The organism is Candidatus Magnetominusculus xianensis (assembly GCA_001541255.1).
GTDB classification, from domain to species: Bacteria; Nitrospirota; Thermodesulfovibrionia; order Thermodesulfovibrionales; family Magnetobacteriaceae; genus Magnetominusculus; species Magnetominusculus xianensis.
In genome coordinates, this window is record LNQR01000124.1 from 47,444 (window position 1) to 72,712 (window position 25,269).

General features: G+C 45.6%; 26 protein-coding genes. 13 read left to right on the top strand and 13 right to left on the bottom strand.

The features are described from left to right. The 6 genes from ASN18_RS15575 to ASN18_RS15600 all read left to right on the top strand — a co-directional run bounded on the left by ASN18_RS15575 (position 1) and on the right by ASN18_RS15600 (position 10,056). The gene (locus tag ASN18_RS15575) at positions 1-1,197 is read left to right on the top strand and encodes an FAD-binding protein (RefSeq protein ID WP_085053706.1); all 1,197 of its coding nucleotides are present in this window, start codon (positions 1-3) and stop codon (positions 1,195-1,197) included. Next, positions 1,194-2,117 (top strand): ACP S-malonyltransferase, encoded by a 924-nt coding sequence (gene fabD / locus ASN18_RS15580; protein ID WP_085053707.1) that lies wholly within the window; start codon positions 1,194-1,196, stop codon positions 2,115-2,117. Before ASN18_RS15575 ends, fabD begins: the two co-directional genes overlap by 4 nt. Positions 2,118-2,146: 29 nt before the next feature. Then, entirely contained in the window at positions 2,147-3,160 is a 1,014-nt protein-coding gene (gene ilvC / locus ASN18_RS15585) for a ketol-acid reductoisomerase (protein WP_085053733.1), read from the top strand. A gap of 186 nt (positions 3,161-3,346) precedes the next feature. After that, complete coding sequence (locus ASN18_RS15590) at positions 3,347-7,570, top strand: PEP/pyruvate-binding domain-containing protein (protein ID WP_085053708.1); 4,224 nt, start codon at positions 3,347-3,349, stop codon at positions 7,568-7,570. Positions 7,571-7,572: 2 nt separating this feature from the next. Then, entirely contained in the window at positions 7,573-8,811 is a 1,239-nt protein-coding gene (locus ASN18_RS15595; RefSeq protein ID WP_085053709.1) for a type I glyceraldehyde-3-phosphate dehydrogenase, read from the top strand. A 6-nt stretch (positions 8,812-8,817) separates the two neighbouring features. Continuing rightward, positions 8,818-10,056 (top strand): MFS transporter, encoded by a 1,239-nt coding sequence (locus tag ASN18_RS15600; RefSeq protein ID WP_085053710.1) that lies wholly within the window; start codon positions 8,818-8,820, stop codon positions 10,054-10,056. A gap of 1 nt (position 10,057) precedes the next feature. Here the strand turns inward: ASN18_RS15600 and ASN18_RS15605 are convergent, their stop codons facing one another. Then, entirely contained in the window at positions 10,058-10,684 is a 627-nt protein-coding gene (locus ASN18_RS15605; protein ID WP_085053711.1) for an NlpC/P60 family protein, read from the bottom strand. 238 nt (positions 10,685-10,922) lie between these two features. On the opposite strand from ASN18_RS15605, the gene ASN18_RS17325 reads away from it, so the two are divergent. Next, the gene (locus tag ASN18_RS17325; protein ID WP_306689120.1) at positions 10,923-11,123 is read left to right on the top strand and encodes a D-alanyl-D-alanine carboxypeptidase; all 201 of its coding nucleotides are present in this window, start codon (positions 10,923-10,925) and stop codon (positions 11,121-11,123) included. Between the two features lie 90 nt (positions 11,124-11,213). Here ASN18_RS17325 and ASN18_RS15610 read toward each other — a convergent pair whose 3' ends face one another. The 3 genes from ASN18_RS15610 to ASN18_RS15620 all read right to left on the bottom strand — a co-directional run bounded on the left by ASN18_RS15610 (position 11,214) and on the right by ASN18_RS15620 (position 13,519). Beyond that, complete coding sequence (locus tag ASN18_RS15610) at positions 11,214-11,522, bottom strand: hypothetical protein (protein ID WP_085053712.1); 309 nt, start codon at positions 11,520-11,522, stop codon at positions 11,214-11,216. Between the two features lie 152 nt (positions 11,523-11,674). Next, positions 11,675-12,271, bottom strand: coding sequence for a hypothetical protein (locus ASN18_RS15615; protein WP_085053713.1), 597 nt, complete (start codon positions 12,269-12,271; stop codon positions 11,675-11,677). Between the two features lie 87 nt (positions 12,272-12,358). After that, entirely contained in the window at positions 12,359-13,519 is a 1,161-nt protein-coding gene (locus tag ASN18_RS15620; RefSeq protein ID WP_085053714.1) for a hypothetical protein, read from the bottom strand. Between the two features lie 468 nt (positions 13,520-13,987). Here ASN18_RS15620 and ASN18_RS15625 point away from each other — a divergent pair, with 468 nt between their 5' ends. From ASN18_RS15625 to tilS, 4 genes are read left to right on the top strand one after another with little or no spacing between them, the layout of a single operon-like run. Next, positions 13,988-14,929 (top strand): ABC transporter substrate-binding protein, encoded by a 942-nt coding sequence (locus tag ASN18_RS15625; protein WP_236861816.1) that lies wholly within the window; start codon positions 13,988-13,990, stop codon positions 14,927-14,929. Then, the gene (locus ASN18_RS15630; RefSeq protein ID WP_085053716.1) at positions 14,916-16,865 is read left to right on the top strand and encodes a SpoIIE family protein phosphatase; all 1,950 of its coding nucleotides are present in this window, start codon (positions 14,916-14,918) and stop codon (positions 16,863-16,865) included. Before ASN18_RS15625 ends, ASN18_RS15630 begins: the two co-directional genes overlap by 14 nt. A 9-nt stretch (positions 16,866-16,874) precedes the next feature. After that, positions 16,875-17,213 (top strand): STAS domain-containing protein, encoded by a 339-nt coding sequence (locus tag ASN18_RS15635; protein WP_085053717.1) that lies wholly within the window; start codon positions 16,875-16,877, stop codon positions 17,211-17,213. Between the two features lie 27 nt (positions 17,214-17,240). After that, positions 17,241-18,596: a tRNA lysidine(34) synthetase TilS gene (gene tilS, locus ASN18_RS15640; RefSeq protein ID WP_085053718.1), complete on the top strand. Its 1,356-nt coding sequence runs from the start codon at positions 17,241-17,243 to the stop codon at positions 18,594-18,596. Here the strand turns inward: tilS and ASN18_RS15645 are convergent, their stop codons facing one another. Further along, a complete protein-coding gene (locus ASN18_RS15645) occupies positions 18,597-18,794 on the bottom strand; it encodes a hypothetical protein (protein ID WP_085053719.1) in 198 nt (65 codons plus the stop codon). Between the two features lie 103 nt (positions 18,795-18,897). Here ASN18_RS15645 and ASN18_RS15650 point away from each other — a divergent pair, with 103 nt between their 5' ends. Together ASN18_RS15650 and ASN18_RS15655 are read left to right on the top strand one after the other, a co-directional pair. Then, positions 18,898-19,086 carry a type II toxin-antitoxin system HicA family toxin gene (locus tag ASN18_RS15650; RefSeq protein WP_085053734.1) on the top strand — a complete coding sequence of 63 codons (189 nt, stop codon included), beginning with the start codon at positions 18,898-18,900 and terminating at the stop codon, positions 19,084-19,086. Continuing rightward, positions 19,087-19,299, top strand: coding sequence for a type II toxin-antitoxin system HicB family antitoxin (locus tag ASN18_RS15655; protein ID WP_085053720.1), 213 nt, complete (start codon positions 19,087-19,089; stop codon positions 19,297-19,299). A 40-nt stretch (positions 19,300-19,339) separates the two neighbouring features. On the opposite strand, the gene ASN18_RS15660 is transcribed toward ASN18_RS15655, so the two are convergent. The 8 genes from ASN18_RS15660 to ASN18_RS15695 form a co-directional block, all read right to left on the bottom strand. Then, on the bottom strand, positions 19,340-20,104 hold the full coding sequence (locus ASN18_RS15660; RefSeq protein ID WP_085053721.1) for a YeeE/YedE thiosulfate transporter family protein: 765 nt from the start codon (positions 20,102-20,104) through the stop codon (positions 19,340-19,342). A 1-nt stretch (position 20,105) separates the two neighbouring features. Continuing rightward, on the bottom strand, positions 20,106-20,852 hold the full coding sequence (locus ASN18_RS15665) for a YeeE/YedE thiosulfate transporter family protein (protein ID WP_236861818.1): 747 nt from the start codon (positions 20,850-20,852) through the stop codon (positions 20,106-20,108). A 106-nt stretch (positions 20,853-20,958) separates the two neighbouring features. Continuing rightward, on the bottom strand, positions 20,959-21,195 hold the full coding sequence (locus ASN18_RS15670; protein ID WP_236861819.1) for a TM2 domain-containing protein: 237 nt from the start codon (positions 21,193-21,195) through the stop codon (positions 20,959-20,961). A 29-nt stretch (positions 21,196-21,224) separates the two neighbouring features. Then, a complete protein-coding gene (locus ASN18_RS15675) occupies positions 21,225-21,560 on the bottom strand; it encodes a TRL-like family protein (RefSeq protein WP_085053723.1) in 336 nt (111 codons plus the stop codon). 134 nt (positions 21,561-21,694) lie between these two features. Then, positions 21,695-22,399 (bottom strand): HPP family protein, encoded by a 705-nt coding sequence (locus ASN18_RS15680; protein WP_236861820.1) that lies wholly within the window; start codon positions 22,397-22,399, stop codon positions 21,695-21,697. Beyond that, complete coding sequence (locus ASN18_RS15685) at positions 22,400-23,224, bottom strand: tetratricopeptide repeat protein (protein ID WP_085053724.1); 825 nt, start codon at positions 23,222-23,224, stop codon at positions 22,400-22,402. After that, positions 23,221-24,225, bottom strand: coding sequence for a vWA domain-containing protein (locus ASN18_RS15690; RefSeq protein WP_085053725.1), 1,005 nt, complete (start codon positions 24,223-24,225; stop codon positions 23,221-23,223). Before ASN18_RS15690 ends, ASN18_RS15685 begins: the two co-directional genes overlap by 4 nt. Then, positions 24,222-25,259, bottom strand: coding sequence for a vWA domain-containing protein (locus ASN18_RS15695; RefSeq protein ID WP_085053726.1), 1,038 nt, complete (start codon positions 25,257-25,259; stop codon positions 24,222-24,224). Before ASN18_RS15695 ends, ASN18_RS15690 begins: the two co-directional genes overlap by 4 nt. Positions 25,260-25,269 lie beyond the last annotated feature (10 nt).

The window sequence follows — 25,269 nt, forward strand, 5'->3', positions numbered from 1 at the left end:
ATGCAGATTAAGGTGGACAGGGAGTTATGCACGGGGTGTCAGACATGCGTTTCCTCGTGCCCGTATGACTCAATAGTGATGTCTGAAGATAAGGCGCTAATAAACGAGTATTGCCAACTGTGCCGCGCGTGCTTGAGTGTGTGTCCGGAGGGGGCGATTAAGGAATATAAAGATTCCCCCGCAGAGATAAAACAGGGAGACCTGACCGACTATAAGGGTGTTCTTGTTTTTGCAGAGCAGAGGGAAGGGCACATTGCCCATGTAGCATTTGAGCTTCTCTCAGCAGGCAGGACTTTGGCCGACAAGCTGTCTGTCCCGCTTAGTGCGGCGTTGTTTGGAGCCGGTGAGTTAGCGGCAGCGGAGCTTATCAAGTGGGGGGCTGATACAGTCTACTTGTGTGATGACGCCAGTCTCACGAGATTTAACGACGAACCATATTCGGAATTGCTGTCAAAGATAATAATCGAGCACAGGCCTGAGATAGTCCTTGCCGGGGCAACAGCGGTGGGCAGGTCGTTTTTCCCGCGCGTGGCAGCGCGCCTTCATGCTGGATTGACGGCAGACTGCACATCTCTGGAGATCGAAAAAGGGACGCGCAATCTGCTGGCAATAAGACCGGCCTTCGGAGGAAATATCATGGCGACTATTCTGTGCCCAGACACAAGGCCACAAATGGCCACAGTGCGCCCGAAGGTTATGAAAACCAGCGGCTATGATACAAATAGAAAGGGAGAGATTATAAAAATAGATAAACCACAAAAGGCATCCCGCACAAAGGTTGTTGATGTGGTAAAAGATGATTCATTATTCAATATAAGCCTGCAGGATGCCGAGGTGATAGTCTCTGGAGGGCGCGGGCTTGGCGGTGCAAAGGGATTTGAGGTGCTCAGAGAACTTGCCGGGCTTCTTGGTGGCACGCTTGGGGCCTCAAGGGCGGCAGTCGATGAGGGGTGGATTCAATACGGTCATCAGGTTGGTCAAACTGGTAAAACTGTATGTCCTAAGATATATATCGCATGTGGAATATCTGGCGCTGTGCAGCACATGGTAGGAATGCAGTCATCGGATATAATTGTGGCGATAAATAAGAACCCGGAAGCGCCGATATTTAATATAGCCAACTATGGCATCGTAGGCGACCTCTATGAAGTCATTCCATTAGCAATTAAGAAGATAAAAGGGGACAAAGGCATATGAAAAGAGCTGCGTTCGTTTTTCCCGGGCAAGGTTCCCAGTCCGTTGGTATGGGGCTTGACTTTTATGAAAAGTTCGACGAGGTACGGGCTGTATATAAAGATGCCTCAGATGCCCTTGGCTATGACATATCGGAGTTATGTTTTAATGGCCCAAAGGATGAGCTTAATAAGACATTTCGCACGCAGCCATGTATCTTAACAACCAGCATAGCCGCCTTCACCGTACTAAAATTAAAAGGCTTTAAACCAGATGTAGTAGCAGGACACAGCCTTGGCGAGTACTCTGCCCTGGTAGCAGCCGGTGTGCTGCAATTAAAGGACGCCGTTGTCCTAACTGAGAAAAGAGGCCATTTTATGCAGAATGCTGTTGCAGAAGGGCAGGGTCTGATGGCCGCCATAATTGGATTAGGCAGAGAGACAGTGGACAGGATTTGTATGAACTCCACTTCAGGGTACGTCTCACCGGCAAACTATAACTGCCCTGAACAGATAGTGATAGCAGGTGAGAAGCCGGCTGTAGAGGAGGCCATAAGGCTTGCCAAGCAGGAAGGCGCAAAGCGCGCAGTTGCCCTGGCTGTCAGTGTGCCCTCTCACTGTACTTTAATGATGAGTGCATCAGAGAGACTTGGCGAATATATGGAGACCATCCCGTTTAATAAGCCTGATATACCTATTGTAAATAATGCCGATGCAATAGTGCTGGGTACGGTTGACAAGATTAAGTCCTCGCTTGTCAGGCAGCTCAACAGCCCCCTGTTGTGGGAGGATTCGATAAGGACTATAGCTAGTATGGATGTTGAGGTGTTTGTTGAACTCGGGCCGGGCACTGTCCTAAGTGGTCTGATAAAACGCATCGTTTCAAATGTTGCAATATACACCGTTAACGACAGTACCACATTGGAGCGCTTAATAAATGCGTAAAAAATAAAACTCGGAGGGTGTTTTTCATGATCAAGATTTACTATGACAACGATGCAAAACTTGATGTATTAAAGGGAAAGAAGATAGTCATCATGGGCTATGGCAGTCAGGGTCATGCCCACGCCAATAATCTCAAGGAAAGCGGCATGGATGTAAGCATTGGGCTGAGAAAGGGCGGCAGTTGGAAGAAGGCAGAGGAGGCAGGCTTTAATGTTATGCTGCCATCTGAGGCAGCAAAAGTTGCAGACGTGATAATGATTCTCCTGCCCGACGAGTATCAGGCAGATATTTATAATAACGAGATAGCCCCGCACGTAAAAAAGTCCGCCTATATAGCCTTTGCCCACGGCTTCAATATTCACTTCGGGCAGATAGTGCCGCGTGCCGATGTAAACGTGTTTATGGCAGCCCCGAAAGGCCCAGGGCATCTTGTCAGGAGCGAATATGTAAAGGGCGGCGGCGTACCGTGTCTGATAGCAGTGCATCAGGACCCGTCAGGGGATACGAAAGACATAGCATTAGCCTATGCCAGTGCAATTGGTGGCGGCAGGGCAGGCATCATCGAGACTGACTTTAGAGAGGAGACCGAGACTGACCTCTTTGGAGAGCAGGCAGTATTATGCGGCGGTATCACTGCGCTGATTCAGGCCGGGTTTGAGACCCTCACCGAGGCTGGCTATGCACCTGAGATGGCATATTTCGAGTGCCTGCATGAGGTAAAGCTCATTGTTGACCTGATATATGAAGGCGGCATTGCCAACATGCGCTACTCTATCAGTAACACTGCCCAGTTCGGAGATTTAACGCGCGGCCCAAGAATTATTACCGAAGAGACAAAGAAAGAGATGAAAAAAATCCTCAATGAAATCCAATCTGGGGTCTTTGCCCGTGAGTGGATTTTAGAGTGCCGTGCCAACAAACCTGTATTCAATGCCCTGACACGAAAGGGTGAGTCTCATCAGATAGAGGAAGTCGGCGGCAAACTCAGGGCCATGATGCCGTGGTTGAAAAAAGGTAAACTCGTGGACAAGTCGAAGGCTTAGTTTCCGTCATTTTTTGACAAAGAAATCTCTGATGGCTTCTAATCAATATCTATAGGACTCATCAGAGGTTCTATGGGGGCGAGGGATTAGCCCTTTTTAGATGGAATTCAGGGTTATGTCCCATTGATAAAAAAACTCCCATTGAAAGACCTTCCCAAAACCTGTGTTCTGTGATATAATATACACATGACAGAAAAAGCACAGACTTCAGTTGCTCTGAAGAAAAATATTGCCGAATACACTGTCGATGTGACCATTGACACTAAGTATCAGCCCATACAGGAGGTCATGGCGCGCTACCACGGACTTCAGGACGGCCTGACCACTTATCTTAAGGAACTCTGCCACCCTTACAAGAACTGGCAGTATATTGTCAAAGAGACATGGACATATTGCCTTGGGTATTTCTATGAACTCACCACACACCCAAGAGGGCCGGAGGCGGCTGCGCTTTATATGAATACAATATTTGAGGCCCTCAACGCTGCTAAAGACACACAGGTCTCTTCCGATGCCTTCAGCCTCTTTTACCTCTTCAGCCAGAAACTTATCAAAGATACCCCTAAGGACGTGATAATTGAAAAATATCTGCCCGTTGTCAACAGGGGCTTTGCGATGGCCGACCAACTTCCTGATGAGCGATTTGTCATTCTTGCAAAAAGCCACTACAGGTTAAACAAACTTGCCAGAAATTTCTATGACACAATATCAGAATCTTCAGACATTTCAGAAATTGGTAACTCCCAATACATGTCTATTAACTCACTGATGATTCACTATCTGCGCTTTACCTACTCATACTGGCTTTCAGAGAAAAACCCGAAGGACTGGTTTTCAGAGGACACCGGCAAGGCGATAAAACCCCTGATGTCGGAGATATTCGAGCCAATCTCCCACGAGGGAATCAATAGTTATGTCACACGCCTTGATCAGACTATTAATAGTAAAGACAAAGCGTTGCGGGATAAACTTAAAGAGATGATAGAGTTACCGGGCTACGGCGACATCGTCGCTCATTTTAATAAAATCCCTTCAATAATCAACCAAAGCCAACTCGACGAGACACTCAAGCACCAGTATGAACTCATCTTTCTTTTTCATATAATGAACACCCCGGGGCTTTCCACAATTCACGAAGAGACCATCAGGGAGATTAACAGAATCATAAAATACCTTATCAACCACAGTGACTATGACAACAACAAGACCCTGATTCAAAAGACTACCGGCATACTGAAAAACACAGTCCGCCAATACCCAAACACAGTCCTGCGCTGCGTACTAAACATGGGCAAAGGCGTTTATGAAAGCAACAACAGCGCCCTTGTGAATTTCTTTAACCACTCGATTATCTCCCTCGGCTTTCAAACGCCGGATTTCCAGGGCATCAGCAACGACTGGCAGATTATTGGCAACTCTGCGCACATTGAAAATATTCGCACATGCATGGAACTCATAAGGCTTAACCCCAGTTGGTCAAAAAAGCTCATCTCATCGCTTATCGTAAATCTCTCCCTCTGCGGCGTTATCATCAAGGACACAGATTTGTTTCCACGTGAAATAACTAATTTCTTAAATTCCGATACAAAGCAGGTCTATAACCTGATTAAGCAGCTTATGAGGCTCTTCCCCGCATATTTTAACGAACTTGGCGCCGAGGGGCAGCTTCGGGATATTTCTACAAGGATGGATGAGTCCTGTAAGCGCAATGATACGCTCATCCATTTTCTCAGAAAACAAAGCCACGTAGAAAGCTCCAACAAAATACTCTCTGTCGTTGAGGCCGCCCTCGAGTTCTGGGTGACCCGTAATAAGGAAGTACTCAGTGGCTACCTGCCGCCTGATATTTATTCGCAGCAGGAAAACTCTGGTCAGTATGTTGACGGCGTCCATACAGTAATTAATCAGATATTTCAACTAAATGGAATGAAAACTGTAAGTGATTTATTAAGTCTTGGGGATGACTATTTCGGCGGTGTTCTAAGCGCAGTCGGGCAGGACTACGCAGCCGACCTTGAGAAAGTCGCCCTTACGATTTCATTTTATAAGCTCCTTCACCAGAAGTACTCCTCCGGCTTCGGTGAAATAGACAGCGTAATCGCGCAGGTTCACACGAGTGCATTTCCAGAGCTTGACAATCTCGTTAAGGCGATTTCAGAGCCGACTACATACGCTAAACTCGAAGGGGTACTTAAGCATCTGGTAAAACTTAAGGAGCTTATTCAATCCCCGAAACAGTTTGAGGTTCGTGAGGACATCTACAGGAAGCGCCACATATCCACTGAGATACCATCTATGTACGGCAGCTATCACGAGGTGAAGTTCGACGCCCTGGGGCTTACCTTCAGGCTTGAGACGCTGGTAAATACTCTGTTTGAGGAGTTGATAGACGGGGTTGACCTGAGTTTTATCACGCGGGCCACACTAAGCAGGATTTACGACTATCTGAAACTCTATAAGCAGGCCCTGATAGTTGACGGCATCGCCATCAGGGAGTTCAACAGACAGCTCTTCCTGCTTGAGACGGGCTTGTCGCTCAGGGGCTTTACGTTTTCTCAGTATGTCGATATATTTAAGGAGCTATCACATGTTATACGAAATATAGTAAATGATTACTTTAATAATATGCACATTGAAACACTTAAAGAAATACTTGAGCAATTGCCAAGGCATAAGCTGCTTCCAAAGTATTGTTCAGATGATTCAGACGATGCCGATGTTTTCGACAGGGTATCTGAGGTCTTCCTGCGCGATACAATAGCCATGTCTTTAGGGCTTCAGAGCCTTGATTTGTTTATCACCAGGGTTGTCAACACCCTTCGGCGTGAGGCAGAGAGAATCCCGGCAGACAAACACCACCTGCTTGTCACATATAATCCAGATAACGCCGTTACATCGATAGTTGAACCAGTGCTTAAGGTGTCTAATGTTGTTCAGATGGGCAGCAAGGGGTTTAATCTTATGAGGATGAAGACTATGGGGCTGCGTGTGCCGCCAGGGTTTCTGATTACCTCAGACGCCTTTAAGTGCAGGGAGCTGTTCGATATATATGAGGCTGCTCAACTGAATTTCAAAGAACGCGTGGACACAGAAATTACCAGGCTTGAGAGGCTCACAGGCAAGGAATTCGGCAATCCCCAAAACCCGCTCCTTGTCTCCGTAAGGAGTGGTTCAGCCATATCGCAGCCCGGGATGCTTGATTCATATCTGAACGTGGGAATGAACGAGGCCGTAGTCAAGGGTATGATAGAACATAATGCAGGCAATGAGTGGTTTGTGTGGGACTGCTACAGGCGGTTTATTCAACACTACGGCATGTCCTTTGGGCTTGACCGCGACAGCTTTGACGCCATAATTAACCATTATAAGGACAAGTACCATGTGTTTTTAAAGAAGAAATTCACCCCAGCACAGATGAAAGAAGTAACCATGTCCTATAAGGATTTCGTGGTAGGAAAGGGGATAAAGCTGGAAGAAAGACCTAGAGAACAGCTTTATATTGCCATTAGGAAGGTTTTGGATTCATGGGATACTGATAAGGCCAGAAGTTATCGAAGAATAATAAAAATCTCCGATGACTGGGGAACAAGCGTAACGGTTCAGCGCATGGTATATGGCAATATAGGCGACACATCAGGCTCTGGCGTATTATTTACGCACAATCCTAAGCTCTCCGAGTATGAGCTGAAGCCCTGGGGGGATTATGCCATATGCGTCCAGGGCGATGATATTGTCTCTGGTCTGGTTCAGACACATGCCATATCCTTAAACCAGGCCAGACGTGAAAACAGGCCGGTTGAGTATTCACTGGAGAGGCGTTTCCCTGAAGTCTACAATGAACTAGTCGAAACTGCCCGTTTTCTGATAGAAGAGAGGGACTGGAATCCCCAGGACATAGAGTTTACGTTTGAAGGAGAACATAAAGAATCAGTTTATATATTACAGTCCAGAGATATGGAAATAAGGGAAAAACCACATGAACACTCATTTGCAATAACTGCTGAGCTGCCACAGTGTTTGCTTGGGCACGGCATTGGGGTAAGCGGCGGGGCGATGGCAGGTCGTGCGGTGTTTACAATGGAAGATATAAGGCACTACAGGAAGGTTGAGCCGCAGACGCGCCTGATTCTGATTAGAAGAGACACCGTCCCGGATGACATCAATGAAGTCAATGCCGCAGACGGCCTTTTGACCGCTCGCGGCGGGGCAACAAGCCATGCGGCAATTGTGGCATACAGGCTGGGCAAGACATGTGTGGTGGGCTGTGTGGATATGCTGTTCTATGAAAAAGAGAAAAAATTTATTTTAAACAACAGGACAATCGCCTCCGGAGATTTCATAAGCATAGATGCTGTTGAGGGGGCAATATATGAAGGCGAAATGAAGATAAACAAACAGGAGAAAAAATAGCAATGGGCATAAAATTAGGCATAAACGGTCTTGGAAGGATTGGAAAGCTCCTCTTGTGGCGGCTTGCCGCAGCGCGTGATTTTGATGAGATAGTTGTAAACACCGGCAGGGCGGCAGGCAAATCACTAAAAGACATTGCCTACTACATCGAGAGGGATTCAACCTATGGTTCGTTAAGAAAATACCTGTACGGCTTTAAAGACCAACAGGCAATCGCCGATGTCGATGACGCAGCCGGGACAATGACAATTAACGGCGTGAAAGTTACAGTGCTGAGGAAGTCGAGAAACCCGAAGGATATAGGCTGGAGGGATTACGGCGTAGAACTTGTGGTTGACGCATCAGGTGCGTTTGTTGACCCTGTCAAGCCTGCCGACGACCCCAAGGGCGCCCTGCGCGGGCATCTTGATGCGGGTGCAAAGAAGGTCATTCTCAGCGCCCCGTTTAAGATAAAGGACAAATCAAAGCCCATGCCCGATGACGCCGTAACTGCCGTCATGGGTATCAACGAACACGACTACAACCCGGCGAGGCATAAAATAATCTCAGCCGCGTCGTGTACTACTACGTGCCTTGCCCATATGTTTAAGCCGCTAATCAATAAAATAGGGCCAAAGAAAATCCTGTCCGCCTCAATGGCCACAGTCCACGCCGCTACAGGTTCACAGGAGGTGCTTGACAGGCTTGCCAAGTCCGGCGATAAGGATTTAAGAAAGAATCGCAGCATATTTAATAACATAATACTTACAACAACCGGAGCTGCCGACACGCTGGCGCTTGTCATACCAGAGATGTCGCAGATAGGGTTTATTGCTGAGTCTGTGCGAATCCCCACGACAACCGGCTCGCTTGTCATTCTTACTGTAAATATTCAGGAAGACCCTGAGAGGATATTAATAGACGGTGACTACATCAATGCTATCTACAAGGAGGCCGCAGAAAGTTCCCAGCACAGGCTTGTTGTCTATTCGGATGAGCAAAACGTGTCGTGCGATATAATCTCAATGCCCCTTGCCGCCGTAGTAATTGAAGGACACGAGACACACACGCGCACGGCAGAGATAACATTTGACGCGGAGCGGCTCACCGGTGTGAAAAAAGAACTGCTCGAAGGTCTTAAAGATAACATGGTTCGTATTCCCCTAACTCAGGCCGTGATATACGGCTGGTACGACAATGAGATGGGCAGTTACGTAAACGTCCTGTCGATGCTTACGAAGATGATTGTCGAAGATTTTTAACAGGCTGTGAAAACGGCCAGCCGTCTGTTCAGCAAGGAAATCTTCAGTTGGTGTTTGTATGATTTTGCTAACTCATCGTACTCTGCGATAATTGCTACGGTCATATTTCCGGTTTACTATGTCAATGTCATAGTAGGCAACGATGCCGGTATTGGGGATTTGTGGTGGGGTAGGGCGATCTCCCTGAGCATGGCGTTTGTGGCTCTTAGCTCACCGTTTTTGGGCGGCATAGCTGATTACGGCGGTACTCGAAAAAGATTTCTAATCGGCTATTCGATGGTGGCGATTCTCTCAGTGGTGCTGATGTCTGCGCTTGAGGCAGGGATGGTGTTCGTGGGGTTTTTGTTGATAGTAGCAGCGAATATTGGCTTTGAGGGCGGGTTAGTGTTTTATAACTCATACCTGCCGGTGATAGCACAAAGGTCACATCAGGGAAGGGTCTCGGCATGGGGGTTTGGGCTAGGGTATATTGGGTCGTTTACGGCTTTGATATTGTCATTACCGCTTGTTAAATCAGACCAGTTAAGTCTTGTATGGCCGCTTGTAGGGATAATATTTTTTCTATTTGCCTTGCCGGCATTTGTTAATTTACCGTCTGATAATAAGACAACCCTGAATGGAAAGGGATTTGTTAAGGCTGCCATGTACAATGCCTCGCGGCTCTTTGGCTCGCTCAGGGAATTGTTAAGAGAACGGGAGCTGAGGAGGTTTCTTATTTCATATTTTATATATGAAGACGGTACGAATACAGTCATAGTGTTCTCAAGCATATTTGCTGCGGCAACACTGAATTTTACCAACTCAGAACTGATATATTTATTTATGACGGTGCAGGTGACGGCCTTTGCGGGGTCGATGATAATGGCAAAGCCGATTGATGTGTGGGGGCCGAAGAAGGTAATCGCCATATCGCTGGTGTTGTGGAGTGCTGTGGCGATAGTGTCATATTTTGTAACGGCGAAGTCAGAGTTTTTTGTTGTTGCAACGACGGCGGGGTTGGGGCTTGGGACGGTGCAGGCGGCATCGCGGGCGTTTTTTGCCGGATTTATACCGCAGGGCCGGGAGTCAGAGTACTTTGGCGTCTACTCGATGATAGGAAAGACATCGGCCATACTGGGGCCGTTGATATTCGGCATGACATCGGCATATTTCAAGAGCCAGCGACCGGCAATTGTGTCGATTTCACTGTTTTTCATCATAGGGTTTATATTATTGATGAGGGTTAAACCACCTGTTAAGGGTTAAATCACTGTATCAGAGTGGAGGTTTCTCTGCCCGCATTAACTTCATAGCCTTTAGTCTTTTTCTCCTCGAAAACCTCTAGTTTCCAACGTCTGAAGGAATCAAATCTTTTCTTCCAATAGTAAATCCAGCTCTCGGACTTTGTTGAGCGTTCTATGACGCCGGAGGACGATGATGCCTGGACAAAATATACAGTGTCGTCTTTTATCTTAGTGATAAGGCCGAGATGGTTTTGTTTCTTTTGCAGGTCTTTGAAGAAGACGATATCTCCGGGTCTGGTTTCAGATTTTTCGATTTCATAGGTATTTTCATATATCTTCCACGAAGGGTAGTAGTAGGGTTTAAACTCGTATTTGGTGCCGATGAGGCTGTTTCTGGCTATAGCGCATACGAGGTGGGAGCAGTCTGCCTCAACATTCTTGTCGGGGTTAGAGCCAAATTTATAGTCCTTGCCGATATAGACCTTAGAGAGATTGGGGACATTTTTTTCCATGACATCATAAGGGTCTTCAACCGGGGCAGGTTCAATTATTTCGGGTGGTGGGATGATTTGTTTCACTTCGCGTGTAGTGGAGCAGCTTGTCAGTAATACTAATAAACAAATAACTATGTACGCCTTATAATACCGCATAATCACACTCCATTGGTCATCTGACCGTCAATTTATTGGCTGCCGTTTTCGCATTGACACATACGGTACAGGTCAGCTCGCCGACATAATCGTTCTAATTACCATCACTCATGTTTTTATATGCAATTGTCGTACCAGCTTTTTGGGGTGACACCAATCAACTTTTGCAGTGTCTCAGGTGGCAGGACTATAGCCCCCCAGTTGTAGAAAACAGAAAAACCGGGATTTTTGGCAAATATTGCTACAATTATGTAGCAGGCCTACAAAATTAAGAGAGATGTTTATTGAATTGCTAGCCGGTGTTGACGGCACATTGCAACTCCGAATGCGCTCAACACCGGCAGAGGGAAGACTGACCGGCTTGATGGCAGGTGTCAGGACAATTGCTGGGTTTACGGTTACTCAGGGTGATGAGGCCGTAGTGTTTTCCATTATGTAGAAAACTTCATCGTTGACCCTGGGATTATTACACAGGATCGGATTCTTGTCTTAATCTCATCGTTTAATAGGAACCGGTAAATCGCGCGCCTTAAGGCAGTCTCTTCATGTTATTCCTGATACGCTGTATGAGTGAGGATTGTTTACGCGGCGGATTGGGCATTGACATATTAAACTCTTGTTTATTGCCCAACTTTTGCAGTGCATCAGGTGGCAGCTCATGTTTGATTGCTTCGATAACCAGCTTCAGGCCTGCCTCGCCGTATTTGTTGTTTACACTTTGTAAAAACAAGGCAATAAATGCACCGGACTTGTTCTTATCTTCCAGAGCCTGAGCCTGAGAAGTAATCACATATGAAAGCGCCTCAGAGTAACTGTCTGACATGACTTTGTTGCCCATCGTTTGTAACCTCCTGTTGTAATTTGGGATTTTGTTACTGTAAAAAGATGGGGCGGGGGAAACCCTGTAAAACAGCTGTCTTAGCCCGCCCCTCAGCACAAATGGAACAGTTTTGGATCAGGGAGCCTGAAAAAGGTTATCATATTGTTGTCTTACAGCATCTCACATATCAAAATATAGCTGGTATTGAAATTTTCTCCACAGTCCTCATACGCATTGGTTCCGCTAATGCGTTTATATATTTCCCCTTTAGAAGAAGTATAAGCAACAGGTAGTTTTGCGAAGTTCTTTTTTCCAATTTCCTCTTCTATCTCGATCAGTATATCTTTCACTTTCCAGTCGTAAATCATGCCTGGGATAACCTTCCAAATCGGTTCACCATTTATGCTAAGCTGAGAATGTCGCTCCTCATCAAATACAGGATAAAATTGCATCTTCACATACGAGCCACTCTCTATGCCCTCAGGAAGTTTACTATGGCTTGAGAAGGCGTATATGCCACAATCAAATCCCAATTTTGGATAATCTCCCCAGCTGTCTAGTGCAAAGATTCTGCCTACTCCCTCATAAAGACCTATGTCAACTCTCTTAAGTGACTTTGTCACACTTTTAGACGGCTCCATTTGAATATCACTGAAAGTTAACGCGCTGGAAAACGTATCCCCAACCTCATAGTCTCTATATTCCCTAAGTATCATTCCGCCGCAGTTAACCCAAAATATGTCTATAGCCTTCTTATTAAAAATCATAGCCATCCTCCTTATTAGTAACTTTATTTAGTATACACAAACAAGGCAACAAACGTATATACTTTTGTAGTTATTAACCTCCTTTGTTTATCTATATGCTGGTGGTACTTTTTCTGTTTCTTTATACATTGTCACAAATTTCAATTTCTTGTTAACAGGGTCGACCTTATAAATCTCATGTATAACCCCATCTTTTCGTCTTACCTGAAAGTCAACCGTTTCAAAATCTTTTTCCCCTTTTTTCGATTGAAACACGACTCTGCCCTCTGCAGGGCTTTTAGCATTAACCGCCTGATTACGATACTCTTCTATCTTTTGATAATCCTCCTTTGTCAAAGGCACATTGTGCTTGCCACCTTTTCCTTTAACGTATTCCTCGGGAATCTTATCCATCGGACTTACTTTATCGCCGCGTGCCTCCCTTTCTTTGGCGATTTCTACTTTAGCGTCAGAATGTCCACGCATTGAGTGTTCAATTCTATCCTGTGTAGCCTCTGTTGTATATCCATCGAATCTTGTTGAGGAGCCTGCTTTTTCAGCTTGCTCGTTCAATGTCTTTGCACCTTTAGCCTTTATATCTCCAGTCTTTATCTTAGTTGCTTCCTTTTCTGCATCAGACTTGGACAAAGCACTGTTGTTTGCGGTTTCGTCATATATTTTGCCAAGTTTTTCTTTTGTCTTTGCAGACTCTTCAGCGGCTTTTTTCTCAGCTTCAGTAGCTGCCTTTCTTTCTGCTATTGCTTCAGCGGCCTTTTTTTCAGCTTTCGCCGCTGACTTGGCGTCATATTTTACTTTCGCCGCTGTTAATATAATCGCAGCAAGCGTCAGACCAATAGCCCCCCATTTGCCAAATTTCTCATTGGCATATTTCATAATTTCGTCCACTGCTACTCCCGATGCCAGAGCAGTGGCAATTGCCGCTGCGCTATTAGCGCCTAATAGTGCGGCAAGTGATGCTGACAGAAGACCATCTTTCCACGGTTGCGATATCTCAGCAGCCTTGTCATGTATAAATTTATTTAAAATTTCATTCTCTTCCTTTGTCCTTTCAGATGCAGGTTTGTTCATTATTTCCCGTATTCTTCTATCCATATCGGTTAGATTTGACTCGACGACATCTCTCTGGGTATTATCAGCCGTTGAATCACTAACGCGTAACATGCCGCTGGAACCCTTCTCCATCTTGCAGCCCGGCCTTCTCCCGCGAAATCTCCCGCGTTCATCCTTTATCCAACATGTATCTTCCATTTCTCCTCCTGTAGGTTGTTTTACGCCTTAGTTATTTTACGCCTTATATATATAATTGAAATTCGCATGAATGCCCTTTAAACCCAGTAAATACGCTATTCTCCTATTCGCATGGCTTGCAAAATACGCGATTTTTGGTCAAAAAAGCTACAATATTGTAGTATCATACAAAATTGTAGTTTTTTTGAATTTTGCAAAACAGCTGTATGTTATTGAATTAACGATATAAAAAGGTATTTTTAGTCTGGAGCTATGAAAATTACATAAATTCTACTTATCGAATATTTCGTACCTAAAAACCTCAAAGACTGGCTTGTAGCCTTGTTTTATAGAGATTTTGACATCTTCTGAAGTAGACATTTGATTTGTTGCCCGGATATGTTACTATATATCTGAGTTCATTTGAGATTTTGAGGAGACAGGCTAATCACTAAGATAAGGTATTTACTTGCGCTTGCGGTTTTGCTTGTGGTTCAGGCAGCTGCCGCGCAGGTAGTCTACGGCGAGGCCGGGCTGAAAGCTGCGTCTTTTGCCACGCAGTGGCTTCCTCAGGCGCAGTTTGTCGGCTATTATGTGGCGCTTGAAAAGGGTATATATACAAAGCATGGCATTGATTTAAAGATTATTACCGGTGGCCCAGATGACCAGGTAACCGCGCTGCTTGAAAATGGCAAGGCTGACTTCGCCTCCATGTGGCTTTCAACCGCTCTAAGGGCACGGGCAGGGGGCCAAAAACTGCTCAACATCGCCCAAATCGTCAGGCGTACCTCTCAGATGCTGGTTGCCAAAAAAAAGAGCGGCATCGTCACGCCGCAGGACTTAAACGGTAAAAAGATAAGCCTATGGGACGGGGATGCCTCTGTTCAGGGCCTGGCCTTTATAAAAAAACATAAGCTTACAGTAAAACTGCTTAACCAGTCCGAGACTGTGAACCTCTTCATGCACGGGGCAGTTGACGCTGTCTCTGCAATGCTGTATAACGAATACCATACGATACTGAACTCAGGGGTTGACCCGGAGGAACTTACAACGCTTTCTTTCTATGACTACGGCATTAACTTCCCTGAAGACGGCCTGTATGTCTCTGAGGACAGGTGGGTGGCAGACCCTGAACTGTGCTGCGCCTTCGTGCGTGCATCTGTCGAGGGGTGGCTCTATGCCTTTGCACATCCCGATGAGGCCGTCGATATTGTGATGAAATATATGATTAAAGCACATGTCCCATCGAACAAGGCACATCAGAAATGGATGTTTTCTAAAATGAAGGATTTGATAATCCCTGACAATGATACTGCCCAAACAGGTATATTACGGCAAGAGGACTATGAACGCACCGCAGCTGAACTCAAGGCCGACGGTGAAACAGTAACACCATTCGATTCGTTTTATAAAAACTGTGTTAAAAAATAGAGGCATAACATTTAAGTTCATCTTTTTGCTCCTTACTGGCAGCACGTTGATATTTGCCCTGGTCTTTAAGTATAACTATGAGCTGACAAGGAAAATAATCTTAAGAAACGCCGAAGACAACGCAAGACACATTGCTGAGATAGCCGTAAACAAAATAGAGGGTGTGCTTCTGATTGTTGAGCGCGTCAATCAAAACAGTGTCAGGTTCCTCGAAAGTATTGATGAAACAAAGGAATACATAAATGCGAGACTGCGTCAGATAGTGGAACATAATCATGAGATATACGGTGCAACACTTGCCTACGCACCTCATACTATCGATAAAGACCTACAACACTATGCCCCATATTATTACAGAAAAGATGATACTATAGTATATAAGCTCCTGGGCGGTGAAAAAGACAATTATCTTAACCAGGACTGGTATCAAATCCCAATGGAACTGGGAAAGCCGATTTGGAGCGAACCATATTTTGACCCTGACGCCGAAATATTTGAGGCAACATACAGTGTACCGTTTAGGGAGGACGCTGCCGGAGAGCGCTTTATCGGTGTCTCAGCAACCGATGTTGACCTGAACTGGCTGCACGATACTGTTGCCACTGTGAAGATGTTCAAGACAGGATATGCCTTTCTCATCTCAAGAAACGGCACCATTGTTACACATCCAGATAAGAAACTAATAATGAACGAGAGTATATTCAGCATCGCCGAAACCAGGCAAGACAAGAATCTGCGCGACATAGGCAAGGCCATGATAAGAGGCGAGACTGGATTTAAACAAATCGACGGCTTTGGCCTGAACAATGGAAACAAACCCCAAAAGTTGTGGTTGTTTTATATGCCGCTGAAGTCCGAGGGCTGGTCGCTTGGGCTAATCGTGCCCGATGATGAGCTGCTTGCTGATATTATTGCTGTGCATAAAACAATGAGCATAATGCCAGTTGCAGGGCTGTTGATTCTTTCCATTTTTATCGCTTCTATTTCTATTTCGATAACACGCCCGCTGAGAAGGCTTGCCGCTGCCACAAAAGACATAGCCAGGGGCAATCTTGATATAGAGATGCCTCATGCCATGAACAAAGACGAAGTTGGAGAACTTACAAACTCCTTTATCTATATGAAGACCGCCCTCAAGGAATACATCAGAGAACTGACAGAGGCCACACGGGCAAAAGAACAAATACAGAGCGAACTAAAAATCGCCCACGATATTCAAATGAGTTTTTTACAAAAATTATTCCCGCCATTTCCCGACAGGACAGAGCTTGACCTGTTTGCTGCAATTATGCCTGCGAAGGAGGTAGGAGGGGACTTCTATGACTTCTTTTTTATCGATGACACACACCTGTGTTTTATCATAGCTGATGTCTCTGGCAAGGGCGTCCCTGCGTCATTGTTCATGGCAATGACCATGACTTTGTTAAAGGCGCAGACTATTGTTGGATTATCTCCCGATGAGATAGTCTTTAATGTTAACGGCAAGCTGGCAAAAGATAACAACGTCAACATGTTTGTTACAGTCTTTTACGGCATTTTAGATACAGAGACCGGCGTAGTAGAGTTCGCTAACGGTGGGCATAACCCGCCGATGTTATACAAAAAAACAACGGCAGAGCTTATACCACTGGAGTGCGGCGGCATTGTCGTTGGGATTTTGGAGGATGGCATCACTTTTGACAAAGGGGTGATTACAATGCAAAGCGGCGATTTTATCCTCATGTACACAGATGGAGTTACCGAGGCTATTAATGAAAAAGATGAGGAGTTCGGCGAGGAAAGGCTCAACCGCCTGATTCTCGAAAACCATGATAAACCAATAAAAGAGTTTGTCGAGCTGATAAACGCAGAGCTAAAGAAATTCACTGGTGAACAGCCGCAGTTTGACGATATTACATTAATGATATTAAAATATGAAGGTTTTAATAAACAATAAGGAGGAACTATGAATATATCAATAAGGCAGCAAAGCGGTGAAATCGCAGTAGTCATAGTAAGTGGACGTATAGATACGGTTGCAGCCCCGTTGGTTGAGAAGGAAATAAAGAATGTCATCACAGGAGGTAAGCACAAGATAGTCATTGATTTATCTGGTTCAGACTATATAAGCAGCGGCGGGCTGAGGGTGCTTCTTGGGACGGCGAAAGATTTAAAGGCTGTTGGCGGGGAACTGCGCTTGTGCGGCTTAACTGACAATGTGATGAAGATATTTAAACTGGCCGGATTCACAAAGGTGTTTAATATATATGAAACAGAAACCGACGCTATAAAGAGTTTTTCGTAGAGCTGGTGGCTGGATTTAATATTGTTATTGGATAAAATTAAAGGTACAATTGCTAAATACTCGATGCTTCACGACGGTGATACCGTCGTGGTCGGGTTGTCGGGCGGGGCGGATTCTGTCACATTGCTCCATTGCCTGAAGGCGCTTGATATGGACCTGAACCTATATGCCGTCTACATAGACCATGGGCTTAGGCCGACTGAGACGCCGCATGAAATTGAGTTTTGTGCAAATCTGTGTAAAGGGCTTGGAGTTTCATTTTGCGAGGAACAAATATCACTCCCCCCGAAGATAATTGCTAACACACAGGATACTTTAAGAGAACTCCGGTATGAAATCCTTGAGAAGATTGCCTACGAGCGCAAGGCCGCAAGGATTGCCATTGGTCATAACAAGGACGACCAGGCCGAGACCGTCCTGCTGCATTTCATAAGGGGAAGCTCACTGGCAGGTCTTGGAGGTATTCCCCCTGTCAGGGGAAAGATAATCAGACCGCTGATTGAGACATCAAGGGTGGATATAGAAAACTTCCTTGAATCGCTTGGTGTGAAGTTTATCACGGATTCCTCTAATCTGACGCAAAAGTATATGCGTAACAAGGTACGCCTGTCGCTCCTGCCTATGCTAAAAACCTATAACCCAAACATTGTGGATACATTAGCAAGAAACGCTGACATCATAAGGGGTGAAGATAGTTACATCGAGAGGATCGCGATAAAAAAAACTATGACCCTGATAAGCCGCAGGACAGACCGCAGATTAGAATTATTTCTTTCGCCGCTGCAAACCATAGAAAAGACAATCCTCAGAAGGGTGCTAAAGACCGCACTTGGTTCTGTTGAGACCATGAAGGGCATAGGGGCTGTTCATATCGACGACATTATTACGCTGGTTAACAACGCATCAGCCGGTGCCTCGATTGATTTACCTAATGGGATAAGGGCTATAAAAGGCTATTCCATTTTGACTATAACGACAGAAGAAAAACCAGCCAGAATAAATACATATGCCCTATCTGTACCCGGTGAGTTGGTTATCAAAGAGGCCAAAGTTGTGCTAAGGGCAGCGCTGACAGATGAGACCCAAGGCGGTGAAAATAAACTTTGCATAATTGTCGATGCTGACAGGCTTAAATATCCACTGACCGTGAGGGGGCGTTTGGATGGAGATTACTTTTATCCTGTGGGGTTTGGCAAGAGAAAAAAGGTTCAGGATTTTTTTGTCGATGACAAGGTGCCAAAGGACGCTCGTGACTCCATTCCGTTGGTTCTCTCAGGAGGAGATATAGTATGGATAGCCGGTATGAGAGGTGATGAGAGATTTAAACCTAAGATAGACACGCAGAGATGCGTAAAACTTGAGTTATTTCAGATGAAGACATAATTATTGCTGCTCCATAACCCGCTGCATCGCCCATATAACCCGTTCATGTGTCCAGCCAATCTTCTTTGCATGTTTGGCTATTCTCTCATAGATGAGCCGTTCGTGAGGGTCAAGAAATGCCGTCCCTCCATTAATTATTTTACTCAGAACGACATGATCAGTCTCGTGCAGGATATCGTATATATCGTCGGTAGTCATATTCACCCTCTATGTTTTAAATATTGTTGTATAATTATACCGATTTATGGTAATTTCGGCAACCGAGTTTATGAGCAATGTGACAAGGTATGAATAGAAAATGATGAAAGTTCGTGATATAATAAAATTGATAGAGGCTGATGGCTGGTATCGGGTAGTTACCAGAGGCAGTCATCGCCAATACAAACATGCTAAAGGTAGAGTTACCATTGCCGGTCATGATAATGATGATCTAGCGCCTGGGACGTTGAACAGTATCATGAAGCAATCAAAACTGAAGGAGGTAAAATAGATGCATCGCTTTTTAGTCGTTATAGAAAAGGCAAACGACAACTATTCGGCGTATTCGCCTGACTTACCGGGTTGTATCGCTACTGGCGCCACTTTTGAAGATGTAGAGCGTAACATTTATGAAGCAATTGAATTACACGTGCATGGATTGTTAGAGGATAATTTGCCGATTCCTGATTCTACTTCTTTTGCGCAATACATTGCCGTTCACTGAAGGATTTAGGCAAAATACACCAATACGTATAGATATATCGTCATTTAAACAGGTCGCGCAGGTTTTGCCTGAACTTCCTGACGGTCTCAAGCGTCGATACGGCATATGGTTTTGTTGCCGGAGGAACTTTCTCCTCAAGGGCGTCAGTCAATTCCATAAACAGGTTAAATGTCCTGCGTAAGAACACTATAAAAATATCAAACATAGTTGTAGCGATTAAAAACATTGTCAGCATCAGCAAAAACAGCACGATAAGGTACCAGTGGTTTATGTTAAGTATCTCAAAGAAGGTCTTGCCTCCTACTGCCCCCCACTTTAAGAAGGTATTCTCCCATGAGTCATGGAAAAATTCGGCATATAGCACCGCCCCGGATATCATCCCTAAGATTGAGGGGATAGCGTCAAGTGAACCCTCTCCAAGCGCCCCGGCTGCAGTCCCCGGGCAATAACCCATTATCGCAATCCCAGCGCCAAATAGCAGCCCTCCTATTATCTGAGGCACTATCACTGTCTTCGGCACGTGAAGCTCGAAAACCCCTGTATCTTTAAATATAAAAATAAGTACGACCGACACCATCAAAATAGGCGTACCTACACGAAACACGGTAAAATCCTGAAGTCTGAACAACCCGCTTACGATGTCATATTTGCAAAGCCGGGCCTTCTGTAAGACAATGCCAAACAATAACCCCAAAATCAACCCGCCGTAAAGGCTCGTCGGTCCCTTAACTGCCTCAATTGTAGAGGCGTCAAATGTCTGCGCTAACCTGCCTAAAAATTCATTAAACGTAATTAACTCTATCATATTAGTCCTTTCTTACCGCTATAACCCTTGACCTGTAAAATAAGAACGTCGTAGCCACGCCGCCTACCCACAACGACATCATAAAAATAAACCCGGCCGGGGCTAATTGAATCACCCCTGAAATCAGAAGTCCACTGACGCAGCCGCCGGCTATTCTTGCCGCAAATCCCATCATTACTCCGGCAGTAAATGCCCAAATCCACCGCCTCGCTGTAGAGCTGCCCTTAGAAAAACTCCATAAGTATGGCACAGTGTTCAGCTTAAAATCCCCCGAATACCTTGCCGATAAAAAACTACCTATCGTAGTTCCAAGTATCAGGGCCATTGTCCAGTCTATTACCGGCTCGTAAATGCCCCAGTAGCTTACCTTATTTGCATGGTCAGGGTAGATGAGCGCCTCGGCCATCGAACCCAAAGCCGTATAACCCCTCGTTATCCCCACTGGCCTGTCAGACAAATAGAACGAAAGCACTTCCACAAGGCCAAAGGCTATCCCCGCCGGTATCGGCCACCACCTTTTTGGTTTACACGTTGCAATAAAAAACAGCGACCCCAAAAGCGGCCATCCACTGTTTAAAAATACCGTAAAGGTAAAGCCCAGTATTAACACCGTCCACCACCTCGGCCTCACCACAAGCATTACTGCCAACACGACCATCAACGGCCAGCCGCTCTTTAAAACAATCGATATAACCGCGCTCGCTGCTAATATTAGTGCGCCCATAGCAAGACGGACGCTCGGCTGCATCGGCACATTCATTTATAATCTGTCCGGTTTAGTTCTAACATGTATGTATTACTCCGCAAAACTATAGGGCGAACTTTCCGTTCGCCCTGGCTGAGCTGCATTACTCCTACCATTTAATTATTGGCAAATTGTCCTTGTCCTTAAACGACCCCAGAGAAATCATAACCAAATCGACGAAATACCATAAACCAAAACCACCCATCGTCAATGCCATTACGATTCCAGTGCCGACCTTATTGCAATAAAACCTGTGCCCGCCAAGCCATCCTGTCAAAAAACACAGCAACAGGGCAATCATGCGGCTCTTTGGGGATTCATCTGTCATTGTCTTACCTGTTGACATATTATCACCTCCAGTTTTAGTAAAGTGCTCTATTCACCAGCCACAAGCGTACACTGGCGTGTATAGGTGCCAAATATGCTGAGATTTTCTTTATTAACGGTATAGACAGTTTTGATACCTCCATCTTTCATAGCCGTTTCAATACTGGCATTGCCGATTGAAATTGCCCCAAAAAACGAATGAATACAACCCCTTCCTGCCTTTGTCCCATTTTGTGCCGTTCCCATACTCACCGGCATGGTGGTGTCAGTATAGACCCAGCCCAATGGCCCGTCGGCTACAAAACCACAACCAGCCAATGAGACGACCATCATAGCAATTATGGCGATTAACATTAACACCCTCACGACACGCTTCAATGTCATAATACCACTACCTCCATAATTCAATTGTTTAGAATTTTATGATATAACAAATCCTTTATTTTGTCAATTACTTTCGTCATCCGGCTGTGGTTTGGGAAATTATTTTATGCAGCAAATCACTGCAAGAGGGCAGGCTAAATCCAGAATTCAGGATATCTGCGGCTCTTAGGTATGTTATTGATAAGAAGGGCAATAACAAGCATAAAGGCAGCCCCGGCCCCAACTGGCACCAGCACATAGAAAAAGCCGAGGTCGTGGATATTTTTCCCCCCTATAACAGCAATTAGTGCGGTAGCGCCGCCCGGCGGGTGCAGGGTCTTCGTTGCGTGCATGAGTACAATTGCAGTTGAGACGGCAATGGCTGAGGCCAGCCACATATGACTGTGAAGTACCTGATATATGACCACGCCGATAAGTGCTGAAAGCATATGTCCCCCCAGCAGATTTCTCGGTTGAGCCATTGGTACCTTAGGTGTACCGTAAAGAAGCAGGGCAGATGCACCAAACGAACCCACTATCATCAACCTCTCAGTGCCCTCAAAAATATTAAAATTTATAAATGCCACCACCCCAATACCGCAAAACGCGCCTATCCACGACCATATGATCTCACTTATGCTGGCCATAGGCGGTGACTTAGATGTGCCTTTCATTTTTTCAAAATATTCGGTTATTCCGCTCATTTGCTGCCCGGTGCATTTTATCGCTATCCCTGCCAAAAATGCAAGAATTATTCTGTGTTGCAGGAGGCAGGAACTAAAGCTGCCCACATTGTCAATACCACTTTTTCGTTGGTGAGAAACTGTTTGAGTCCTGTCGTACCTTACTCTCAGTATCATTTACCAGTCCTTCTGTACGTCCGGATAACCGCCCTTTTTCCCGTCAATCATGCTGCGGGGGATGTTGTCCTGTTTCAGCCCTTCAAGGAGCATATCTGCCTCTTCTTTGGACATTGACTGAGGGGATGGGCCTTTCATCTCCTGTGTTTTTTCAGGGCCTGGCGTTGGTGTACTCTTCGCAGGGTCGCTGGCGTCCTTGCCATGCCCTTTTTTGTCTTTATCTTTGGCTTTATCCTTGTCTTTGTCCTTATCCTTATCTTTGTTCTTATCTTTGTCCTTGTCGTCTTTCTTGTTTTCCTTCTTGTCGTCTTTATTCTTTTGGGGTTTTTGATTCTTTGGTTTTTCTTTGAGCTGCCTGATTTTCTTGTTTGTAATCTCGTAGTTACGCCTTGCATCAGAGTCTGTATCATCTAGTTCGATAGCACGTTTGAAGTATTGCAGGGCATTCTCGTATGAAGCGATGGCCGCTGTGGGATTTTCTTCTTCAAGGGATTTTCCTGCCATATAGTGGGAGTTGCCAGCGTTGTAGTTTGAGCGTGTCTCGATAGCAGGATTCTTTGTTGACATGGATTTTGTAAAATGCTCAAGTGCCTTCTGATAATCCCCCTTGTTGTAGTAGGCAGTGCCGATGTTATAATTGACTGTGTCTGACTCAGGGGTCTTCTTCAGTGCCTCGCCATATTTTTTTATTGCCTCGTCATATTTCCCTTCCTTGTTCAGACGATTGCCTTCGCTAAACGGGTTTTCAAATATACCGGCCTCAGCCGCGCAGACCATCATGACCGCCATTAACATGACCATAATTTTAATAACGGCACCCTTCATCTTGTCCGTTTCCTCTCGGGCATAAGGGTTTCTATCATTAATAAAATCAGGGCAAGGGCAAGCGGGTACTGGAACTGCTCGTTATAGCGCCGCTGCATTTTCTCTTCCATCTCCTGCTTATCGGCATGGGAGAGTTTTTGGTCATAGATGAGTTCAAGGCCAACCTCAGCGCTGCCCGCTTTGACATAGCTTCCACCTGTGGTTAAGGCAATTTTCTCCAACATGCCCTCATCAAGCCGCGATTTTACCATATTGCCGCCGCTGTCTCTTAAAAACTGTGCACTGCCTTTTTCATCTGTCACCTGGATGAGTTCTCCTTCTGGTGTGCCAATTCCAACTGTATATATCCTCATCCCGGCGTCCTTTGCCCTTTGAGCAGCGCCAAGCGCATTGCCCTCAAGGTCTTCGCCGTCGGTTATTAGTATCAGTGTCTTGTCCTTCGATGGATTGTCTTTGTAAATATTTAAGGCCTCGTCGATGGCAGTTGCTATGTTCGTGCCTCCAACCGGTATAGAGTTTACGCTGAGGTCATTTAAGGCAAGCATAAAACCGTTATAGTCAACCGTCAGCGGCGAAAATAAAAATGACTTACCGGCAAATCCAATCAGCCCGATTCGGTCACCCCTGAGCTTTTTAATTAAGTCAATTACGGCAAACTTAGAGCGTGCAAGCCGGTTGGGTTTGACATCGGCGGCAAGCATACTCTTAGACGTATCTATGGCTATAAGTATGTCTGACACGCGATGCCTGACCTCCTCAAGATGAAACCCCCACTGAGGTCTCATCAGCGCCGCCACACACAAAAACACCGCTGCTATAAGCATGGCAGCTTTATAGAACTGCCTGGTCCGGCTCAACCCCATAGTTAATTCGTCTGACAGACCCGCACCGGCAAACCTGTGCAGCGCCTTCTTGCTGAGCCTAAATGCAATTACATAAAACACCGCCATTACCGCCGCCGCCCATAAGAGATGCACCGCCTGAAGATTCCCAAACCTCACGGTATCCTCCTCAGAACTGTCGTCCTTAGCCCTGCCTCAAGCAAAAGCAGCACAAGGGCTGCGTTCAAAAAATAGTGAAAATACTCCGTGTACTCAAAAAAACGCTTTTCCTCAAACTGTGTCTTTTCAAGTTTATCTATTTCAGCGTATATTTTTTTTAACGAATCGAAGTCCGTTGCCCTGAAATACTGCCCGCCGGTAAGCACTGCTATATCAGTAAGTGTGTTGTCGTCTACGTCAATTTCAACCTCCTGGTAGACGGTATTGCCAAAGACATCTTTCACTGGATATGGGGCAGGGCCTTTGGAGCCTGCGCCAATCGTGTAGACCCTGATGTTCAGCGCCCGTGCGGCCTCGGCTGCCGTCATTGGAGAGATTGTCCCAATGTTGTTTCTGCCGTCAGTGAGCAGTATAACTACCTTTGATGATGCCTTTGTGTCCTTTATCCTGTTGAGGGCTGCGGCGAGGCCGTTTCCTATGGCCGTGCCGTCTTCAAGCATCCCGATGTAGATTCTTTTCAGATTCTCAAGCAGATAGTTATAGTCTGTCGTAAGCGGGCTTGCCGTATATGCCCTCCCGGCAAAGGCCACCATTGCGATTCTGTCGCCGTGTCGATTCTTTATAAAATCCCTCACCACTTCCTTTACGGCATCAAGCCGGTTTTGCCGCTTGCCTTTGTATGAAAAATCCTCTGCAAACATACTCGTCGATAAATCAACGGCAAGGGCTATGTCTATGCCTTTTGTCTCAACCGTGGTCTCTTCAAGCCGTTTTTGCGGTCTTGCAAGGGCAATAACCACCAGGACAACGGCAAGAATCCTTAATATCACCACATACTTTGAAGCCGCTGCCCTGAATGTCGCCGGGATACCTGCTAAAAGCTCACTCGTTGAGAACCTGAGAGCGGGTATGGATGTATTTCTTAACCTCAGAGCAAACAAGCCTAACACTATGGGGATTAATAGCAGTACCAATGGGTCATAAAACAAAAAAGCCCCGTCCAATAACGGCAGACCTCTGATATAATCTAACATATATAATCTA

Excerpts from the sequence above, each read along its gene's own strand:
- ASN18_RS15665 (WP_236861818.1), bottom strand. The coding sequence starts at position 20,852 with ATGCAGCCGAGCGTCCGTCTTGCTATGGGCGCACTAATATTAGCAGCG.
- ASN18_RS15655 (WP_085053720.1), top strand. The coding sequence starts at position 19,087 with ATGCATCGCTTTTTAGTCGTTATAGAAAAGGCAAACGACAACTATTCG.
- ASN18_RS15685 (WP_085053724.1), bottom strand. The coding sequence starts at position 23,224 with ATGAAGGGTGCCGTTATTAAAATTATGGTCATGTTAATGGCGGTCATG.
- ASN18_RS15620 (WP_085053714.1), bottom strand. The coding sequence starts at position 13,519 with ATGGAAGATACATGTTGGATAAAGGATGAACGCGGGAGATTTCGCGGG.
- ASN18_RS15675 (WP_085053723.1), bottom strand. The coding sequence starts at position 21,560 with ATGACATTGAAGCGTGTCGTGAGGGTGTTAATGTTAATCGCCATAATT.
- ASN18_RS15670 (WP_236861819.1), bottom strand. The coding sequence starts at position 21,195 with ATGTCAACAGGTAAGACAATGACAGATGAATCCCCAAAGAGCCGCATG.
- ASN18_RS15595 (WP_085053709.1), top strand. The coding sequence starts at position 7,573 with ATGGGCATAAAATTAGGCATAAACGGTCTTGGAAGGATTGGAAAGCTC.
- ASN18_RS15660 (WP_085053721.1), bottom strand. The coding sequence starts at position 20,104 with ATGATAGAGTTAATTACGTTTAATGAATTTTTAGGCAGGTTAGCGCAG.
- ASN18_RS15650 (WP_085053734.1), top strand. The coding sequence starts at position 18,898 with ATGAAAGTTCGTGATATAATAAAATTGATAGAGGCTGATGGCTGGTAT.
- ASN18_RS15615 (WP_085053713.1), bottom strand. The coding sequence starts at position 12,271 with ATGATTTTTAATAAGAAGGCTATAGACATATTTTGGGTTAACTGCGGC.
- ASN18_RS15645 (WP_085053719.1), bottom strand. The coding sequence starts at position 18,794 with ATGACTACCGACGATATATACGATATCCTGCACGAGACTGATCATGTC.
- ASN18_RS15695 (WP_085053726.1), bottom strand. The coding sequence starts at position 25,259 with ATGTTAGATTATATCAGAGGTCTGCCGTTATTGGACGGGGCTTTTTTG.
- ASN18_RS15575 (WP_085053706.1), top strand. The coding sequence starts at position 1 with ATGCAGATTAAGGTGGACAGGGAGTTATGCACGGGGTGTCAGACATGC.
- ASN18_RS15605 (WP_085053711.1), bottom strand. The coding sequence starts at position 10,684 with ATGCGGTATTATAAGGCGTACATAGTTATTTGTTTATTAGTATTACTG.
- ASN18_RS15590 (WP_085053708.1), top strand. The coding sequence starts at position 3,347 with ATGACAGAAAAAGCACAGACTTCAGTTGCTCTGAAGAAAAATATTGCC.
- ASN18_RS15610 (WP_085053712.1), bottom strand. The coding sequence starts at position 11,522 with ATGGGCAACAAAGTCATGTCAGACAGTTACTCTGAGGCGCTTTCATAT.
- ASN18_RS15635 (WP_085053717.1), top strand. The coding sequence starts at position 16,875 with ATGAATATATCAATAAGGCAGCAAAGCGGTGAAATCGCAGTAGTCATA.
- fabD (WP_085053707.1), top strand. The coding sequence starts at position 1,194 with ATGAAAAGAGCTGCGTTCGTTTTTCCCGGGCAAGGTTCCCAGTCCGTT.
- ASN18_RS15680 (WP_236861820.1), bottom strand. The coding sequence starts at position 22,399 with ATGATACTGAGAGTAAGGTACGACAGGACTCAAACAGTTTCTCACCAA.